The 16928-nt window shown below is 72.7% G+C and carries 18 protein-coding genes and 1 riboswitch; of the genes, 7 read left to right on the top strand and 11 right to left on the bottom strand.

What is annotated here, in order from left to right; genetic code table 11:
• Nucleotides 1–98 precede the first annotated feature (98 nt).
• Nucleotides 99–1883 carry a glycoside hydrolase family 15 protein gene (locus tag HDC93_RS11290; RefSeq protein WP_185009757.1) on the top strand — a complete coding sequence of 595 codons (1785 nt, stop codon included), beginning with the start codon at nucleotides 99–101 and terminating at the stop codon, nucleotides 1881–1883.
• 5 nt (nucleotides 1884–1888) lie between these two features.
• On the top strand, nucleotides 1889–2644 hold the full coding sequence (locus HDC93_RS11295) for an SDR family oxidoreductase (protein WP_185009759.1): 756 nt from the start codon (nucleotides 1889–1891) through the stop codon (nucleotides 2642–2644).
• A gap of 24 nt (nucleotides 2645–2668) precedes the next feature.
• Here the strand turns inward: HDC93_RS11295 and amaP are convergent, their stop codons facing one another.
• From amaP to HDC93_RS11320, 5 genes are read right to left on the bottom strand one after another with little or no spacing between them, the layout of a single operon-like run.
• Nucleotides 2669–3256 carry an alkaline shock response membrane anchor protein AmaP gene (gene amaP / locus HDC93_RS11300; protein WP_185009762.1) on the bottom strand — a complete coding sequence of 196 codons (588 nt, stop codon included), beginning with the start codon at nucleotides 3254–3256 and terminating at the stop codon, nucleotides 2669–2671.
• Nucleotides 3253–3948 (bottom strand): DUF6286 domain-containing protein, encoded by a 696-nt coding sequence (locus tag HDC93_RS11305; protein WP_185009764.1) that lies wholly within the window; start codon nucleotides 3946–3948, stop codon nucleotides 3253–3255. Before HDC93_RS11305 ends, amaP begins: the two co-directional genes overlap by 4 nt.
• The gene (locus HDC93_RS11310) at nucleotides 3945–4319 is read right to left on the bottom strand and encodes an Asp23/Gls24 family envelope stress response protein (RefSeq protein WP_185009766.1); all 375 of its coding nucleotides are present in this window, start codon (nucleotides 4317–4319) and stop codon (nucleotides 3945–3947) included. Before HDC93_RS11310 ends, HDC93_RS11305 begins: the two co-directional genes overlap by 4 nt.
• 5 nt (nucleotides 4320–4324) lie before the next feature.
• Nucleotides 4325–4513 carry a hypothetical protein gene (locus tag HDC93_RS11315; RefSeq protein ID WP_031142734.1) on the bottom strand — a complete coding sequence of 63 codons (189 nt, stop codon included), beginning with the start codon at nucleotides 4511–4513 and terminating at the stop codon, nucleotides 4325–4327.
• Nucleotides 4514–4562: 49 nt separating this feature from the next.
• The gene (locus HDC93_RS11320) at nucleotides 4563–5039 is read right to left on the bottom strand and encodes an Asp23/Gls24 family envelope stress response protein (protein WP_185009768.1); all 477 of its coding nucleotides are present in this window, start codon (nucleotides 5037–5039) and stop codon (nucleotides 4563–4565) included.
• Nucleotides 5040–5122: 83 nt separating this feature from the next.
• On the opposite strand from HDC93_RS11320, the gene HDC93_RS11325 reads away from it, so the two are divergent.
• A complete protein-coding gene (locus HDC93_RS11325; protein WP_185009770.1) occupies nucleotides 5123–5845 on the top strand; it encodes a nucleopolyhedrovirus P10 family protein in 723 nt (240 codons plus the stop codon).
• Between the two features lie 27 nt (nucleotides 5846–5872).
• Here the strand turns inward: HDC93_RS11325 and HDC93_RS11330 are convergent, their stop codons facing one another.
• The 3 genes from HDC93_RS11330 to HDC93_RS11340 form a co-directional block, all read right to left on the bottom strand.
• Nucleotides 5873–6676, bottom strand: a complete 804-nt coding sequence (locus HDC93_RS11330; RefSeq protein WP_185009772.1) for an enoyl-CoA hydratase/isomerase family protein — start codon at nucleotides 6674–6676, stop codon at nucleotides 5873–5875.
• Nucleotides 6677–6826: 150 nt separating this feature from the next.
• The gene (locus HDC93_RS11335) at nucleotides 6827–7045 is read right to left on the bottom strand and encodes a helix-turn-helix domain-containing protein (RefSeq protein WP_010037790.1); all 219 of its coding nucleotides are present in this window, start codon (nucleotides 7043–7045) and stop codon (nucleotides 6827–6829) included.
• 356 nt (nucleotides 7046–7401) lie between these two features.
• Nucleotides 7402–9000: an ABC-F family ATP-binding cassette domain-containing protein gene (locus tag HDC93_RS11340; RefSeq protein WP_185009774.1), complete on the bottom strand. Its 1599-nt coding sequence runs from the start codon at nucleotides 8998–9000 to the stop codon at nucleotides 7402–7404.
• 227 nt (nucleotides 9001–9227) lie between these two features.
• On the opposite strand from HDC93_RS11340, the gene HDC93_RS11345 reads away from it, so the two are divergent.
• On the top strand, nucleotides 9228–9644 hold the full coding sequence (locus tag HDC93_RS11345) for a VOC family protein (RefSeq protein ID WP_185009776.1): 417 nt from the start codon (nucleotides 9228–9230) through the stop codon (nucleotides 9642–9644).
• A 189-nt stretch (nucleotides 9645–9833) separates the two neighbouring features.
• On the opposite strand, the gene HDC93_RS11350 is transcribed toward HDC93_RS11345, so the two are convergent.
• The 3 genes from HDC93_RS11350 to HDC93_RS11360 form a co-directional block, all read right to left on the bottom strand.
• A complete protein-coding gene (locus HDC93_RS11350) occupies nucleotides 9834–11234 on the bottom strand; it encodes a hypothetical protein (RefSeq protein ID WP_185009778.1) in 1401 nt (466 codons plus the stop codon).
• A 400-nt stretch (nucleotides 11235–11634) separates the two neighbouring features.
• The gene (locus tag HDC93_RS11355) at nucleotides 11635–12762 is read right to left on the bottom strand and encodes a S9 family peptidase (RefSeq protein WP_185009780.1); all 1128 of its coding nucleotides are present in this window, start codon (nucleotides 12760–12762) and stop codon (nucleotides 11635–11637) included.
• 83 nt (nucleotides 12763–12845) lie between these two features.
• Nucleotides 12846–13577, bottom strand: coding sequence for a class II aldolase/adducin family protein (locus HDC93_RS11360; protein WP_185009782.1), 732 nt, complete (start codon nucleotides 13575–13577; stop codon nucleotides 12846–12848).
• Between the two features lie 466 nt (nucleotides 13578–14043).
• On the opposite strand from HDC93_RS11360, the gene HDC93_RS11365 reads away from it, so the two are divergent.
• From HDC93_RS11365 to HDC93_RS11375, 3 genes are all read left to right on the top strand, one after another.
• Nucleotides 14044–15297, top strand: a complete 1254-nt coding sequence (locus tag HDC93_RS11365; protein ID WP_185009784.1) for an inorganic phosphate transporter — start codon at nucleotides 14044–14046, stop codon at nucleotides 15295–15297.
• Nucleotides 15298–15330: 33 nt separating this feature from the next.
• Nucleotides 15331–15552 (top strand): hypothetical protein, encoded by a 222-nt coding sequence (locus HDC93_RS11370; RefSeq protein WP_185009786.1) that lies wholly within the window; start codon nucleotides 15331–15333, stop codon nucleotides 15550–15552.
• 117 nt (nucleotides 15553–15669) lie between these two features.
• Nucleotides 15670–15828: riboswitch (cobalamin riboswitch) on the top strand.
• Nucleotides 15829–15927: 99 nt separating this feature from the next.
• Complete coding sequence (locus HDC93_RS11375) at nucleotides 15928–16923, top strand: cobalamin biosynthesis protein (protein WP_185009788.1); 996 nt, start codon at nucleotides 15928–15930, stop codon at nucleotides 16921–16923.
• Nucleotides 16924–16928: the final 5 nt, after the last annotated feature.

Genomic DNA, 16928 nt, shown 5'->3' on the forward strand with positions numbered 1-16928 from the left:
GGATCGGCCCGGGGGCATGAGCCGACACCCCGCTCTGTCGGTCACTCCCCCGGCCCCCGCCCTGATTGCCACGCCGAGTTGCCGGGAACCCGCACTCCGTGCACCCCAGCATCGAGGACTACGCGCTCATCGGCGACGAGCAGACCGCGGCCCTGGTCGGTACGGACGGATCCGTCGACTGGCTGTGTCTGCCCCGCTTCGACTCGGCCGCCTGCTTCGCCAGAATGCTCGGCGACGAGGACAACGGCTACTGGCGCATCGCCCCCGTGGGCGCGGACCGCTGCACCCGGCGCTCCTACCGCCGCGACACCCTCGTCCTGGACACCGAGTGGGAGACGGAGCAGGGGTCCGTCCGGGTCACCGACCTGATGCCCCAACGCGACCGCGCGCCCGACCTCGTACGCGTCGTCGAGGGTCTCGACGGCGAGGTGACGCTGCACAGCGTCCTCAAGCTCCGCTTCGACTACGGCTCGATCATCCCCTGGGTGCGCCGGGCCGACGGCCACCGCGTCGCGGTCGCCGGCCCGGACTCGACCTGGCTGCGCAGCGAGCCGGAGGTGACCAGCTGGGGCGAGGACTACGGCACGCACGCGGAGTTCACCGTCAAGAAGGGCGAGAAGGTCGCGTTCGTCCTCACCTGGCACCCCTCCCACGAGCCGCGCCCGCCTCTCGTCGACCCCTACGACGCGCTGCGCCACAGCGTGGAGGACTGGCGGGCCTGGGTCTCCCACTGCCGCTACGACGGCCCTTACCGGGACGCCGTCATCCGCTCCCTGATCACCCTCAAGGCACTCACCTACGCCCCGACGGGCGGCATCGTCGCCGCCCCCACCACCTCACTGCCCGAGGAACCGGGCGGGGTGCGCAACTGGGACTACCGCTACTGCTGGCTGCGCGACTCCACCCTCACCCTGAACGCGCTGCTCGCCGCGGGTTACCAGCAGGAGGCGGAGGCCTGGCGCAACTGGCTGCTGCGCGCGGTCGCCGGCGACCCGGCGGACCTGCAGATCATGTACGGCGTGGCGGGCGAGCGACGGCTGCCCGAGTTCGAGCTGCCGTGGCTCTCCGGATTCGCCGGATCCGCCCCCGTCCGCATCGGCAACGACGCCGTGAAACAGCTCCAGCTGGACGTTTACGGCGAGGTCATGGACTCGCTGTCCTACGCCCGCGAGTCGGGCCTGTCCGCCCAGCCCGACGTGTGGGCGCTGCAGACCGCCCTGATGGACTTCCTGCGGACGAACTGGCGGCAGCCGGACGAGGGACTGTGGGAGGTGCGCGGCGGCCGGCGCCCGTTCGTGCACTCCAAGGTGATGGTGTGGGTGGCCGCCGACCGGGCCGTGCGCACCCTGGAGCGTCATCCGGAGCTGGGCGGCGACCTGGACGGCTGGCGCGCGCTGCGCGACGAGGTGCACCAGGAGGTGTGCGAGAAGGGCTACGACGCCGAACGCAACACCTTCACGCAGTCCTACGGCTCCCGCGAACTGGACGCCGCGCTGCTGCTCATCCCGCGCGTGGGATTCCTGCCCCCTGACGATCCGCGGGTGATCGGCACGATCGACGCCGTCCGCGAGGAGCTGGCCCACGACGGCTTCGTGCGCCGCTACAGCACGGACGACGGGGAGGTCGACGGGCTGCCGGGCGGCGAGGGCGCCTTCCTGGTGTGCTCGTTCTGGCTCGCGGACGCCCTGTACATGACGGGTCGCACGAAGGAGGCCCGCGAGCTGTTCGAGCGGCTGGCGGGGCTCGCCAACGACGTCGGGCTGCTGTCCGAGGAGTTCGACCCGGTGACGGGCCGGCACCTCGGCAACTTCCCGCAGGCGTTCAGCCACATCGGGCTGGTGAACACCGCCCTCGCCCTGTTCGGTGAGGACGGGGCAGGATAGGGACCATGGATCTTGGACTGAAGGACCGGGTGTACGTCGTCACCGGGGCCACGCGGGGCCTCGGCAACGCCACCGCGCGTGAGCTCGTCGCGGACGGGGCGAAGGTGATCGTCTCGGGGCGCGACGAGAAGTCCGTCGCCGAAGCGGCGGCCGAACTGGGACCGAACGCGATCGGGGTCGCCGCCGACAACGCCGACCCCGAGGCGGCGGCCCGGCTGATCGCGGCCGCGCGGGAGAACTTCGGCCGCTTCAACGGCGTGCTCGTCAGCGTGGGCGGCCCGCCGGCCGGGTTCGTCGCGGACAACACGGACGAACAGTGGCAGGCGGCGTTCGATTCGGTGTTCCTCGGTGCGGTGCGGCTGGCCCGCGCCGCCGCCGCCGAGATGGAGGCCGGGGGCGTCATCGGGTTCGTGCTGTCCGGGTCGGTCTACGAGCCGATCCCGGGGCTGACCATCTCCAACGGGCTGCGGCCGGGGCTGGCCGGGTTCGCCAAGTCGCTCTCCGACGAGCTGGGGCCGCGCGGCATCCGGGTGGTCGGTGTCCTGCCCGGGCGGATCGACACCGACCGGGTGCGGCAGCTGGACGCGCTGTCGGCGGACCCCGAGGCGACCCGGGCGGCGTCCGAGTCGCGGATTCCGCTGCGGCGGTACGGGGCTCCGGAGGAGTTCGGGCGGGTGGCGGCGTTCCTGATGTCGCCGGCGGCTTCCTACCTGACCGGGGTCATGGTGCCGGTCGACGGTGGAGCGCGGCACGGGTTCTGACGGGCCCCGGCCGGTTACGCGCCCTCAACTCACCCGCTCGGCGCCGTGCTTGACGCCCTTGAGCCTCACCTCCGCCGGAAGCGAGGCGAGGCCCGCCGACGTCTTGGCATGGGTGAGGGGGCCGGTCGTGAAGTCGGTCAGGGCCGTCCCCGGGTCCACGTGCGGCTCCAGCGCGAGGCGTACGTGGGCCTCGGGGGTGCTGCGCCCGCCCTTCAGATGAGCTTGGGCTCCGTCCACGCCGTCGATGTGGTCCGCCTCCTGGGCGAGGACGTCCTCCAGGGCCCGGCCGCGCAGCAGCGCGCCCTCGCCGTCGCCGGTGTCGACGAGGACCTCGGCGAGGCGGCGCCGACGCAGGACGGCGACGAGCCACCACAGGGCGAGCAGCAACAGGACCGCGAGGACGGCGATGACGACCGGCCACCACCAGCCGTCGTCGCGCCAGCGGGTGCGCTCGGCGTCGCTCAGCAGCACGTCGTGCTCGCTGTCGTGGATCCACCACGAGGGTGCCGAGACGCCGAGGCCGACGGCCAGGACGGAGCCGCCCAGCACCAGCAGGATCAGTCCCACCAGGCCGAGGAACACGCGGTTGACGGTCCTGAGCACCGCTTTCACCCCTTCCGGCCGGGCCGCAGGACCCGCACCGACAGCGAGGGCGGCCGGGACAGCCCCAGTCCGCGGACCGCGTCGGCGAGCACGGCATCCAGATCGGTTCGTACGTCGTCCAGTTCCCGGAAGTGCGACACGGCACGGACGCCCGCCCGCCTCCGGCGCACCCGCACCCGTGCCGACTGCACGCCGGCCACCTCCATGGCCCGGTCCCGCAGCGCGGTGGCGGCGGCGTCCCGGTGCAGTCCGGCGCGTACGTCGGTGTGCAGGCGCCGCATCGGGAGCACGTCCCGCAGGCCGGGTGTGACGGCCAGGATCAGCAGCCAGAGACCGAGGACGGCGGCGACCCCGGCGCCGACGAGCACCCAGGTGTCGTCCAGGGGCCGTTCGGCGAGCTGGCCGGCCAGTTCCCGGCGCCAGGCCATGCCAGGGCGGCCGGCGCGTACGGAGACGATGTCGTAGAGGAACAGCCCGGTGAGGCCGAGGAGCAGCAGGGCGACGATGCCGGCGGGGACGCGCCGCGCCGACCAGAAGCGGCTCTCGCGTCCGCCCTTGCCCTCGAGTTCGGGCGGTGGCCCGGAGGCGGCCGAAGACTCGGACCCGCCAGGTCCGTCGCCGTTCTCCGTCTCCCGCTTGTCGAGGACGGGCAGGCGCTGTGTGCTGTCCTCGGGGGGTTCAGTGCCCTGGGGTCCGCTCATTGCGTCCTCCCCTGTACCGCGCCGAACGCCGTGTCCAGGTGCAGCCGCTCCACCTGGACGACGACCTCCGGCACCTGCATGCCCGCCAAGCTGCTCACCCTCTCGACGACTTGGTGACGCACCTTGCGGCAGCGGGCGCCGATGTCGCAGGGGTAGCCCAGTTCGAGCTGGATCCGGACGTGGGCGACCTCGTGGTGGACGGCGACGGACGCGGAGGGCCTGCCGGCGGCGGGAGGCAGCGCACCGACGGCCTCGCGCGCCGCCTGCGAGGCGATCTTCGCGACGACCCGGTCGGCGATCCGCGTCGCGCCGCGCTCGCCCGGCGGGACGACGGTCAGGGGTCTGTCGAGCTCACCGGCCCCCGCGCTCATGGGCGTCACCGCCGCCGTTCACGTTCGCGCGGACGGAAGAAGTCGCCGAACTCCAGGTCCCCGTCCAGGAACCGGCCGACGACGAAGCCGACGGCGCCCAGCGCCGCCACCAGCAGGAAGGCGCCGAATCCGCCGAAATATCCGGCGAAGGCCAGCGCCATGCCGGCGATCATGCCGACCACGGCCATGCTCATGCGCTCCTCAGCTCCTCAGCCGCTGTGTCATTGTCCGATGGCCCGTGCCTCACTGGATTCTGCGCTCCGGTTCCTCTTCCTCCTCGTCCGGCAGCTTCACGTCGCTCACCGCGATGTTGACCTCGACGACCTCCAGCCCGGTCATCCGCTCAACGGCGGTGATGACGTTCTCCCTTACGTCGCGGGCCACATCGGCGATCGACACGCCGTACTCGACCACGATCTCCAGGTCGAGGGCCGCCTGTACTTCGCCGACCTCGGCCTTCACACCGCGGCTCACTCCCGACTTCTGGCCGCCGGGCACGCGGTCGCGCACTGCTCCGAACGTGCGGGACAGGCCGCTGCCCATGGCGTGCACACCGTCGACGTCGCGTGCGGCGAGGCCGGCGATCTTCTCCACGACACCGTCCGCGATGGTCGTCCGCCCGCGGGAACCGGCGTCTCCACCGCTGTGCTTGGCCAACGGACTTCTGCGTACCGCCGCTGTCTCGCTCTCCCCGCCCCGGTTCTCGGTCATGTCAGTCATCACCGTACGTCCTTTTCGTCGTCCTTCGACCACGGTAAGCATGGTTGCGTGGAAGCGCGCCTCTGATGCGGCAGGCTGGAGGAATGACGGCCGACCGATGGACACAGGCAGTGAGACATCAGCTGGGAATCGGCAGGCTTCTGCCGTTGGGTGACGCGCGGGACGGCGCGTGGATCACGGAGCGGGCCGCCGAGGCGGTACTGCGGAGCGCGGTATCGGACGCGCCGGGCGTGCGCCTCGACGCGCTCCGTATCGCGGTCGCCGATCCGGCGGGCACCGCGGAGCCGGCCGTACCGGCTCCGCCGAGCGCTCTGCCGCCCGGCCCGCTGCGCGTGACGGCGGGGTTCGCCGCCACGGCCTCACAGCCCCTGCCGACGACGGCGTCCCTGCTGCGGGCGACGCTGGCGACCGCCGCGACCCAGCGGCTCGGCCTGACGGTGGCGGAGGTGGATCTGCGGGTGACGGGACTGCTGGACGAGGAGGGGCCCGGGGAAGCCGGGATCGCCGCGCGCCTTCCCGAACCGCCGAGTGCCGCACCGGCCGGGGGCGGCGACGAGGGCCGTGTGGCCGCCGCCGCGCTGGGGGTCGAGGGCGTGCTCCGTCTGACCGGCACGCTGGGCCACCCCGTGCACATCGAGGAACTCCCCCGCGAGGGCGCCGCGCTGCCGCACCGCCACATCCGGCTGGAGCTGGCGGTGGGCACGGACCGGCGGGCCCGGGACGTGGCCCGCGAGGTCCGAACGGCGGTCAGGAGGGTGCTGCCGGATCACCCGACGGTGGCGGTCGTGGTGAGCGCGATCGGGTGACCGCGCTCCCGGCCGGAGTGGCGGTCCTCAGTCCCCGACGCCGGCGAGGTCGCGCAGGCGACGGGCCTGGGACTGGCGCTCGGCCGTGCGCTGCTCCTCGTACGCGCGGTCCTGGGCGCCGCGCAGCAGCGCCTTGGTCTCGATGACCGCGTCGCGGGGCGCTGCGAGCACGGCCGACGCGAGGTCGCGCACGGCGTCGTCGAGCTGCCCGGCGGGCACGGCGAGATTCGCCAGACCGGTGTTCACGGCCTCCTCGGCCGCGACGAAGCGCCCGGTCACGCAGATCTCCAGCGCGCGGGCGTATCCGACGAGCCCCACCAGCGGATGCGTACCCGTCAGGTCGGGCACGAGTCCGAGGCTGGTCTCGCGCATGGCGAACTGCACGTCGTCGGCGACGACGCGCAGGTCGCAGGCGAGGGCGAGCTGGAAGCCCGCCCCGATGGCATGCCCCTGGACGGCGGCGACGGAGACGATGTCACTGCGCCGCCACCAGGTGAACGCCTCCTGGTATTCGGCGATGGTCGCGTCCAACTCGGCGTCGGCGCCGCGCGCGAGGTCGACGAACGACGGTTCGCCGTCGAAGCCCTCGGGCGTGAACGCCTGCCGGTCGAGCCCGGCCGAGAAGGACTTGCCCTCGGCCCGCAGCACCACGACACGGACGGTGCCCGGCAGCTGCCGCCCGGCCTCGGTCAGCGCCCGCCACAGAGCGGGGCTCTGCGCGTTGCGCTTGGTCGGGTTGGTCAGCGTCACCGTGGCGATCGCGTCGTCGACGGTGAGCCGTACGCCGTCCTTGTCGAGTACGGGAACGAGGTCCTGGTCGGACGAAGCCATGGGACGCCTCCGATGTGTGCGGTCGTCTGACGTGCCCCGCGACGGCTTCACCGCCGCAGCAGGCCACGCTTAAGTGACTGCACAGTAACCACCCGGCCGATCAGTCGACCGACCGGGTGGCCACCATCGAAGCCGAGGGGCCACCCGGGGTCAGGCCGTGGCCTTCTTGCCCCGGGTCGCCCCGCCACGCCCTCGCAGCGTGACGCCCGACTCACTGAGCATGCGGTGCACAAAGCCATACGAGCGGCCGGTCTCCTCGGCCAACGCCCGGATGCTCGCACCGGCGTCGTACTTCTTCTTCAGGTCTGCCGCGAGCTTGTCGCGCGCGGCGCCGGTCACCCGGCTGCCCTTCTTCAGAGTCTCGGCCACCCGTGCCTCCTCATGGGAAGTGCGCTCTGGTCTCCTCATGATCACCCCTCCAGGCCTTCATGGCCACCCATTCGGCAAGGTCCGTGAGACAAGGTTGTGACGACGGGAGCGCGTCCCCACATGCGGAATGCCGAATTCCGAAGAGCGGTATCCGCACGACCGAACGGATCGTTCCGGAAAAGGCCAGGTCAGAAAGGCGAAGCGGCCGAGCCCGGAAGAATCGGGGGCTCGGCCGCGAAATCGATGTAGGACACACCTCGATACGAGGAGATCTCACACAGATGATGGATCACCGCTAGGCCGAATGATCCATACGCCGTTGATCACGCATTCGATCAAGCGAACGCGACAGGCGGTCAAGCGAGGGCGACGAGATCCGCGTAGTCGGCACCCCACAGGTCCTCGACGCCGTCGGGCAGCAGGATGATCCGCTCCGGCTGGAGCGCCTCGACCGCGCCCTCGTCGTGCGTGACGAGGACGACCGCGCCCTTGTAGGTGCGCAGCGCGCCGAGGATCTCCTCGCGGCTGGCGGGGTCGAGGTTGTTCGTCGGCTCGTCGAGGAGCAGCACGTTCGCCGAGGACACCACGAGGGTGGCGAGGGCGAGACGGGTCTTCTCGCCACCGGACAGGACCCCGGCCGGCTTGTCGACGTCGTCGCCGGAGAACAGGAACGAGCCGAGCGTCTTACGGACGTCCACCAGGTCCAGGTCGGGGGCGGCCGAGCGCATGTTCTCCAGGACCGTGCGGTCCGGGTCGAGGGTCTCGTGCTCCTGCGCGTAGTAGCCGAGCTTGAGGCCGTGCCCCTCGATGACCTCGCCGGTGTCGGGCTTCTCGGCCCCGCCGAGCAGGCGCAGCAGGGTCGTCTTGCCGGCGCCGTTGAGGCCGAGGATGACGACGCGGGAGCCCTTGTCGATGGCCAGGTCGACGTCGGTGAAGATCTCCAGCGAGCCGTAGGACTTCGACAGCCCCTCGGCCATGAGCGGGGTCTTGCCGCACGGGGAGGGCTCGGGGAAGCGCAGCTTGGCGACCTTGTCGGACTTGCGCTCGGCCTCCAGGCCGGCCAGCAGCTTGTCCGCCCGGCGGGCCATGTTCTGCGCGGCGACGGTCTTGGTGGCCTTGGCCCGCATCTTGTCGGCCTGCGAGTGCAGCGCGGAGGCCTTCTTCTCGGCGTTCTGCCGCTCGCGCTTGCGGCGCTTCTCGTCGGCCTCGCGCTGCTGCTGGTAGAGCTTCCAGCCCATGTTGTAGATGTCGATCTGGGCGCGGTTGGCGTCCAGGTAGAACACCTTGTTGACGACCGTCTCGACCAGGTCGACGTCGTGGGAGATCACGATGAAGCCGCCGCGGTAGGTCTTCAGGTAGTCGCGCAGCCAGACGATCGAGTCGGCGTCGAGGTGGTTGGTGGGCTCGTCGAGCAGCAGGGTGTCCGCGTCGGAGAAGAGGATCCGGGCCAGCTCGATACGGCGGCGCTGTCCGCCGGAGAGCGTGTGCAGGGGCTGGCCGAGCACACGGTCGGGCAGGTTGAGCGCGGCGGCGATGGTGGCGGCCTCGGCCTCGGCGGCGTACCCGCCCTTGGTGAGGAACTCCGTCTCCTGGCGCTCGTACTGCTTGAGCGCCTTCTCGCGGGTGCTGCCCTTGCCGTTGGCGATGCGCTGTTCGTTGTCTCGCATCTTGCGGATCAGCACGTCCAGGCCGCGCGCGGACAGGATGCGGTCGCGGGCGAGGATGTCCAGGTCGCCGGTGCGGGGGTCCTGCGGGAGGTAGCCGACCTCGCCGGAGCGGGTGATGGCACCGCCGGCGGGCATGCCCTCGCCCGCCAGGCACTTGGTGAGGGTGGTCTTCCCCGCGCCGTTGCGGCCGACGAGGCCGATGCGGTCGCCCTTGGCGATGCGGAACGAGGCGTTTTCGATGAGGACGCGGGCACCGGCGCGCAGCTCGATACCGGAGGCGGAGATCACGGACAGACTCCAGGGCGGATACGGGGGCGGGATGGACGGCTGAGGACGTTCCCGCCGTCTAATGCGCGAGGAGAATGGCCATGGGGACAGTCTAACGGGGACGTGCAACCACTTTTTCTGTGTGCGGGTGTTCGATCACCGGTGGCCGGGCGAGGGCCGTTGTCGGTGGCCGATGGAACACTGAAGGGGACAGCCCCGCGAGACACGAGCACGAGGAAGTGATCGCCATGGCAGGCACGTCCGGCGGGCGTCCGAGCATCTACCCGACGCTGCTGTACGCGGACGCGAAAGCCGCGATCCGGCAGCTCACGGAGGCCTTCGGCTTCACGGAGCTGTCGGTGTACGAGGGCGAGGACGGCTCGGTGATGCACGCCGAGCTGGCCCAGGGCAACGGCGCTGTGATGGTCGGCACCAAGGGCCGGGGCGGCCTGTTCGACGCGGCCATGAAGGACGCGGGCACCACGGGGGTGTACGTGGTGGTGGACGACGTGGACGGCCACCACCGCCACGCCGTCGACCACGGCGTGGAGGTGCTGATGCCCCCGACGGACCAGGACTACGGCTCGCGGGACTACATGGCCCGGGACCTCGAGGGCAACGTGTGGAGCTTCGGGACGTACGCACCCGGGACAACGGCGGGCTGACGTCCCTCGGGTCGGGCCGCGACCCTAGTGCCGCGGCAGGCAACGTTTGCCCGTCAAGGAGCGGCGTCCGGTGCGTGCTCTCGGCGTGCCGGGTGCATGCCCTCGTACTGGATGTACTTGGGTTTGTGCCCGGTGCGGCGAGAGTGCGTGCCGGGCGTCGCGACGGGGCGAACGTTGCCTGCCGCGGCACTAGCTGCCGCCGGTGTGCACCTGGAAGGCGGCCCGGCGCACCGCCTTGGCCAGGGCCGGGTCGGGGTGTGCGGCGGCGAGGGCGACCAGGACCTGCACCGTGCGCGGGTGCCCGACGGCGCGTACCTCCTCCAGGAGCATCGGGACGGTCGGCTGCACCGCGGACTCCAGGTGGCGCACCAGCAGCGGCGCCTCACCGTGGTCGGCGACGGCGGCCGCGGTGTCCACCCACAGCCAGGTCGCCTCCTCGCGGGTGAGGACCTCGTGGGCGTCCTCGGGGTCGGCGCCGTCGTGCTCGGCCAGCCACAGCAGCCCGTAGGGCCTGAGCGTGGGCTCCTCCAGCACGCCGCGGACGTCCGGCTCCGCGGGCGCGCCGACCACGCGCAGCGCCTCGAAGGCGAGGCCGCGCAGCAGGGCGTCCTCACCGCGCGCGGCGCCGAGGAGCTCGGTGACGGCGCTGCCGACGGGGCGGGCGGCGAGCCAGGCGCGGTACTCGGCGCGGGCCGCGTTCGGGCGGAGCTGGGCGCAGCCGCGGAGCATGTCCTCGGCGGCCTGCTCGATGTTCCCGGCGGGGCTCTGCGCGGCGACGCAGATCTGCTCCAGTTTGACCCAGACGGCCCAGCTGCCGAGGGGGGTGAGGGTGGCCTGGCCGTCGCCGTAGGTGAGGGCGCCGACGGAGGCGAGGGCGCGCAGGGCCCAGTCGAGCAGCGGGGCGAGCGGGGCGTCGGGGTGCTCCGGTTCGGCCGGCGGCTCGGGCTGGGGGCCGTAGGGGATCTCGCAGCGGGCGGTGCGCAGCTCGGTGACGCGCTGCTCGAGGAGGTCGAGGAGCTGCTCCACGGGGACGGGCCCGGCGGACAGCTGGAGGAAGGAGAGCGCCTGCGGCATGGCGGAGACGACCTCGGCGACGGCGGCGGGCTCGTGCTCCGCGGGCTCCGGGTGGGCGAGCGACCAGGCGTCGAAGAGGGCGACCCAGCCGCGCAGCACGGCACTGTCGTCGCGGTTCCAGGCGCGCAGCCGCCAGCCGGGGCGGGCGCTGTCGCCGTGCACCTCGATGAGACCGGCGAGGCGGGCGGTGTCCCAGTCGGCTCTGACCTGAGCCGGGGTCAGACCCAGGTCGCGGGCCGCCCGTTCGGCGGTCGCCTCGGAGAGGGTGGCCTTGCCGTCGTCGGTTCCGCTGTCCCGGCCGGGGCCGAGCGCGGCGTCGGCCCAGCGGGCGACGCGGGCCGCGTCGGCCAGACCTGAGCGTGCCATTCTGGCCAGCTCCGCCGGTGCCGGGGTGCCCTCCGGAGGGCGCGGTGCGGGGCGGCGCGAGCGCCGCTGGTTCATCGCTTGGGGGGCGGCGGCCAGGGGTCGCGGGCGGACGAGTCGAAGCCTGGAGTCGCGCGGGATACGGGACGTCACGGGGGCAGTCTTCCGGTTGACGGTCCGAAAACCCAAACGGAATGTCACGGCGGGCGACGGGGATGGCCAACGCACCTGTTCGCAGGAATGGTCGAGGGCCGGGAACAGGCCAGTGGTACGACGCTAAACGGAATCGTCGCGACCGGTCGGCGCCGAGCGGCACGGGACGTGGTTGCGACAGGGCGAAGGGGGCGTGGACGGGGGGTGTGTGAGCGAGCGGCAGGGAGGCCGCGTCGACGGGGGGGTGAGGGACCGGCGGGGGAACCGCGTCGACGGGGGCGTGAGGGACCGGCGGGGGAACCGCGTCGACGGGGGCGTGAGGGACCGGCGGGGGAACCGCGTCGACGGGGGCGTGACGGAGCGGCAACAGGGCCGCATCGTCGGGTTCGTGTGAGTGGGGTCACATGAGGGGGGTCATGAAGCGGCGGAGCGCCTCCTCGTAGGCCTCCGGGTCGGCGTTCCACATGGCCCCGTGGGGCGCGTGGGCGACGGCGCGCAGGGCGACCATGTCGGGACGGGCCTCGGCGAGCCGGCGCGAGAGCTGCCAGGGGGCGACGGTGTCGTCCGGTCCGTGGAAGACGAGCGCCGGGACGCGCAGGCCGTCGGCCGGGGCCGGGCCCGTGGCGCGGTCGCCGGTCAGGCCGGTGCGGCCCTGGGCGGCGCGGACCGCCAGGGGCAGCAGCGCGCCCGGGGTGCGGCGGGCCGAGGCGAGGGCGCGCAGGGTGGTCTCCCAGCTGAGCACCGGGGAGTCCAGGACGAGCCCGCAGACGCGGTCGCGCAGTCCCGAGTGGGCGGCGGCGCGCAGGGCCATGGTGGCGCCGGTGGACCAGCCGTGCAGGACGACCTGGCGGGCTCCGTAGCGCACGGCGTAGCGGATGGCGGCGTCGAGATCGCGCCACTCGGTCTCGCCGAGGTGGTTCAGTCCGTCGGGCGGGCGGGGTGCGCCCAGGTCGCCGCGGTAGGCGAGGGCGAGCACCGGGACGCGACTGCGATGCAGGAACCCCATGACGTTCATGGCGAGTTCGCGGGTGGTGCCCAGGCCGTGCACGGCGATCACCCAGGTGTCCCGCTTGCCCGGCACGAACCACGCGGGCAGGGCGCCGAGCTCGCCGGGGACGTCGACGTCGGCGTGTTCGAGGCCGAGGGCGGCGCTCGGGTTGCCGACGTACACGTTCGGGGTGAGCCACACCTTGTCGCCGGACGTCAGTGTGCCGTGCGTGACGCTCTCCAGGCGGCGCACGACGGTGTCGGCGGAGTGCGGGGCGCCGGTCAGGACGGGACCGACGACCGCGTGGGAGCCGTCGCCGGAGAGGCCGTAGCGGCCGGGGCGCAGGGCGGCGAGGTCTCTGGTGAGGCCGATCTGCCCGGCGGCGGTGCCGTGCACGGTGAGCCGCGGCTCGGTGGGCAGGGGCCTGCCGGGGGGCGCCTTGAGCGCGGCGTCGCTGGCGAGCCGGCCGGCGGCCACCGCGGCGGCACCGGCCCCGATCACGGCGGTGACGGCAGCGGCCGTCGCTCTGGCAGTGCGCACGGCTCCAGTGTCCTGGCGGATGCCGTGGGCGACCAGTGGGAGGCAGCGGCGGGGTGACGTCCCTGGCGGCCGTGGGGGCGGCTTCAGCCCCGCTGGCCGTAGCCGCGCAGGCGTTCCTCCACCTCCGCCAGCTGTTCCCGGGACAGCAGGCTCGGGGTCAGGCCGGGCACCGAGGAGGCGGTGAGCCACAGGCGGCACATCCACTCCAGCTGGGCGGTGCGGTCGTAGGCCTGGGCGAGGGTGGCGCCGTGGGCGATGGTGCCGTGGTTCCGGAGGAGGCAGCCGGAGCGGTCGGCGAGGGCGCGGAGCATGTTCTCGGCCAACTCGTCGGTGCCGTAGGTGGCATAGGGGGCGACCCGGACGGGGCCGCCGAGCGCGGCGGCCATGTAGTGGATCAGCGGGAGCTCGCTCACGAGCGTCGAGACGGCCGTCGCGTGGACGGCGTGGGTGTGGACGACGGCCAGGGCGCCGGTGGTGCGGTAGACCGCGAGGTGCATGGGCAGCTCGCTGGTCGGGACGAGCGAGCCGAGGACCTGTCGGCCGTCGAGGTCCACGCCGGTCACGTCGTCCGGCGCCAGCCGGTCGTAGGGGACGCCCGACGGCGTGACGAGGACGGTGTCCCCGACGCGCACCGAGACGTTGCCGGACGTGCCGACGACGAGTCCGTCCGAGACGGTCCGGCGGGCCGTCGTGACGAGGTCCTCCCAGGCGCGTGCCTCCTCGGGGCGCGCACTCCTGCGCCGCGCCTGTCCCGCACCCCGTTCGCTCTCCCGCGCGTCTCCCGTGTCCCGCTCGTCGCCTCGCTGCTCAGCCATGCCGCGATCCTGCCAGGAAAGGGGTCAAGGCACCGCCGGGCGGGGGCACTTCAGGCCTTGAAACCGCACGATCGCGCCGTATACGACGGGAAGCGCGGGTGCTACGACCTGAGCACGGCGGGGACGGTCAGCTGGATCACGTCGTTCGGCGACGAATCGAGCGGCTCACCGGCCGCCCCCGGTGATCCACACGACCACCCGCCGGTGGAACACGCGCACGGGCGGCAGCCGCGCCACGACAGCGTCAGAGGCCCTGCCGGGTGATCAGAACGTGTTCAACGGATCACTCGATCGACTGAATCGGTTCGCTCGGGGCGTCTGGTCGCGCGGGCGCGGAGGCCGCTGTTCCGGGGCGGAACGAGGACCCCCCGTTGCAGTCACCCCTGCGCCCCTCCCAGTTCACCTTCCGTTCACTCAGGTTGCCTACGTTCGCCTGGCCAATGACCTCGAACGATTGCCTGGGTAAATGGAAAGCTTCTCGCTGATCCTCGCGATTGTGGTGGTAACCGCTCTCGCGTTCGATTTCACGAACGGTTTCCACGACACCGCGAACGCGATGGCCACGACCATTTCCACGGGCGCCATGAAGCCCAAGGTTGCGGTGGCCATGTCCGCGGTCCTCAACCTGGTCGGCGCCTTCCTGTCCGTCGAAGTCGCCAACACGATCTCAAAGGGCCTCGTCGACGAGGCCGGCATCCGTCCCGAGGTCATCTTCGCCGCCTTGGTCGGCGCGATCCTCTGGAACCTGCTGACCTGGCTGGTCGGTCTGCCGTCCAGCTCCTCCCACGCCCTCATGGGCGGTCTGATCGGTGCCACGATCGCCTCGGCGGGCGTCGGCGCGGTGCACGGCGACGTGCTGGTCACCAAGGTGCTCATCCCGGCGATCGCCGCCCCGCTCGTCGCGGGCATCGCGGCGTTGCTCGCCACACGGCTGACGTACTCGCTCGGCAGCAAGGCCGACGGCAACGCGTCCAAGAAGGGCTACCGGGCCGGCCAGATCGCCTCCGCGGGCCTGGTCTCCCTGGCCCACGGCACCAACGACGCGCAGAAGACGATGGGTGTCATCACCCTCGCCCTGGTCGCCGGCGGCGCCGTCGCGCCCGACTCCGACCCGCCCATGTGGGTCATCCTCTCGGCGGGTCTCGCCATCGCGCTGGGCACGTACCTGGGTGGCTGGCGCATCATCCGCACCATGGGCAAGGGCCTGACCGACCTCCAGCCGCAGCAGGGCTTCGCCGCCCAGACCTCCGCGGCCACGGTCATCCTCGCCTCCTCGCACCTCGGCTTCTCCCTCTCCACGACGCACTCCGTGTCCGGCTCGGTGATGGGCGCCGGGCTCGGCCGCAAGGGCGGCGTGGTCCGCTGGTCCACCGCGACGCGGATGTTCGTCGCGTGGGGTCTGACGCTGCCGGCGGCGGCCCTGGTGGGCGCTCTCGCCGAGTACGTCACCGGCTTCGGCAGCTGGGGCACCGCCGTGGTGGCGGTCTTCCTCATCGCCTCCAGCGCGGCGATCTGGAAGCTGTCGCGGCGCGAGGTGGTCGACCACACCAACGTCAACGACACCGACGACGCGGAGCCCGCGGGCGTGGTCACCACGGCGATGGCCGCGGTGACGCCGCCCCCCGCGACTGGTTCGGCCAAGGCGTCGGAGGACCCGATCCCCGCGTTCCCGTCGCAGGCCACCGCCGAGCGCACGCCGACCACGACCACCACGGTCTGACCCCGCCACCGGTTACAAGGAAGAGTCTCCGATATGAAGATCGACTGGGCGGCCCTCGGTTCCGTCTTCGGTATCAGCCTCGTGGTCACCGTGGCCCTCGTCGGCCTGTTCACCCTCGGCATCACCGGCCTGTCGCGCCGCGAACGTGCGGTGGCGGAGGGCGGATCCGCGGGGCTCGCGGTCACCGGCGCGTACGCCTGTTTCGCCGCGTGTGCGGCGGCCGTGGGATACGGGATCTATCTGATCGTGGCCTGAGGGCCTGACCGCACGTCGTGTCCACCGGGCGGCACGGAACTCCGGTTCCGTGCCGCCCGGTCGTCGTGTGTACGCAAGGGGGCGATGTGGGGTTCTCCACACTCTCCCCTCGCAGGTCAACGGCAAGTTGACGGCGGTTCCCGGCCGTGGTGGACTGCCGGGGCCAATACGGCGGCAGGAGAGGAAGCCGGTGAAAGTCCGGCGCGGTCCCGCCACTGTCACCGGGGTAGCGATCCCCGGGAGCCAGGAACTCTCACCGCCGGTCTAGTCGAACCAGGGCGTGGACACCCTGAGTGAGGACACATATCGCCATGCGCGGCTGCCGATCGAGGTTCAACACCCCACCCCTGCCCGCCCTCCTGGCCGGCTGAGCCCATGGGTGCCGGTCGCGTCTTCGCGTACGGCGCCGCCGCCGGCCTGATCGGTGACCTGCTGCTCGGTGATCCTCACCGGGGGCATCCGGTCGCCGCGTTCGGGCGGGCCGCGGGTGCCGTGGAACGGGTGTTGTGGCGGGACCACCGCGGGTGGGGCGCGCTGCACACCGCCGTGTGTGCCGGAGGGGCCGTCGCCCTCGGGTCCGTCGCCGCGCGTGCCGTGCGGCCGTCCGCCGTCGCCTCCATCACGCTGACCGCAGCCGCCACCTGGGCCGTCGTCGGGGGTACGTCGCTGGCCCGGGAGGCGCGGACCATCGGGCGTGCCCTGGAGGCCGGGGACGTCGAGGCCGCCCGGGCCCGGCTGCCGCATCTGTGCGGGCGGGACCCGCAGGCCCTCGACGCCGACGGCATGGCCCGGGCCGTGGTCGAGTCGGTCGCCGAGAACACCTCCGACGCCGTGGTGGGGGCGCTGGTGTGGGGGGCCGTCGGCGGGGTGCCGGGGCTGCTCGGGTTCCGGGCCGTCAACACCCTGGACGCCATGGTCGGGCACAAGTCGGCCCGGTACCGCCGGTACGGGTGGGCCTCCGCGCGGCTGGACGACCTCGCGGGATGGCCCGGAGCGCGACTGACCGCCGTGCTCGCCGTGCTGGCCGGGCCGGATCCGCGGGGGGCCGTGCGGGCGTGGCGGGCCGACGCGGTGCGGCATCCGAGTCCCAACGCCGGTCCCGTGGAGGCCTCGTTCGCGGGGGCGCTCGGGGTGCGGCTGGGCGGGACGCTCTCGTACGGCGGGCGGGTGGAGCACCGGCCCGTGCTGAACACGCGGGGGCGGGCCGTCGGCACGCACGACGTCGAGCGGGCCGTGCGGCTGTCGAAGCGCGTGACGTGGCTCGCGCTCGGGGTGTGCGCGGGCGCGCGGTTGCTGACGAGTGCGCGGTTGTCCAGGAGCGCGTCCGGTCGCTCGGGAGTGCGCCGTCGCTCAAGGGCGCGCGGTCGCTGAAGAGG

Source organism: Streptomyces sp. AK010 (assembly GCF_014207295.1).
Classification (GTDB): domain Bacteria; phylum Actinomycetota; class Actinomycetes; order Streptomycetales; family Streptomycetaceae; genus Streptomyces; species Streptomyces massasporeus.

Coding starts and splice junctions, on each gene's coding strand:
- HDC93_RS11305 (WP_185009764.1), bottom strand. CDS start 3,948: ATGAGCGGACCCCAGGGCACTGAACCCCCCGAGGACAGCACACAGCGC.
- HDC93_RS11315 (WP_031142734.1), bottom strand. CDS start 4,513: ATGAGCATGGCCGTGGTCGGCATGATCGCCGGCATGGCGCTGGCCTTC.
- HDC93_RS11375 (WP_185009788.1), top strand. CDS start 15,928: ATGGGTGCCGGTCGCGTCTTCGCGTACGGCGCCGCCGCCGGCCTGATC.
- HDC93_RS11295 (WP_185009759.1), top strand. CDS start 1,889: ATGGATCTTGGACTGAAGGACCGGGTGTACGTCGTCACCGGGGCCACG.
- HDC93_RS11320 (WP_185009768.1), bottom strand. CDS start 5,039: ATGACTGACATGACCGAGAACCGGGGCGGGGAGAGCGAGACAGCGGCG.
- HDC93_RS11345 (WP_185009776.1), top strand. CDS start 9,228: ATGGCAGGCACGTCCGGCGGGCGTCCGAGCATCTACCCGACGCTGCTG.
- HDC93_RS11365 (WP_185009784.1), top strand. CDS start 14,044: ATGGAAAGCTTCTCGCTGATCCTCGCGATTGTGGTGGTAACCGCTCTC.
- HDC93_RS11310 (WP_185009766.1), bottom strand. CDS start 4,319: ATGAGCGCGGGGGCCGGTGAGCTCGACAGACCCCTGACCGTCGTCCCG.
- HDC93_RS11325 (WP_185009770.1), top strand. CDS start 5,123: ATGACGGCCGACCGATGGACACAGGCAGTGAGACATCAGCTGGGAATC.
- HDC93_RS11330 (WP_185009772.1), bottom strand. CDS start 6,676: ATGGCTTCGTCCGACCAGGACCTCGTTCCCGTACTCGACAAGGACGGC.
- HDC93_RS11360 (WP_185009782.1), bottom strand. CDS start 13,577: ATGGCTGAGCAGCGAGGCGACGAGCGGGACACGGGAGACGCGCGGGAG.
- HDC93_RS11370 (WP_185009786.1), top strand. CDS start 15,331: ATGAAGATCGACTGGGCGGCCCTCGGTTCCGTCTTCGGTATCAGCCTC.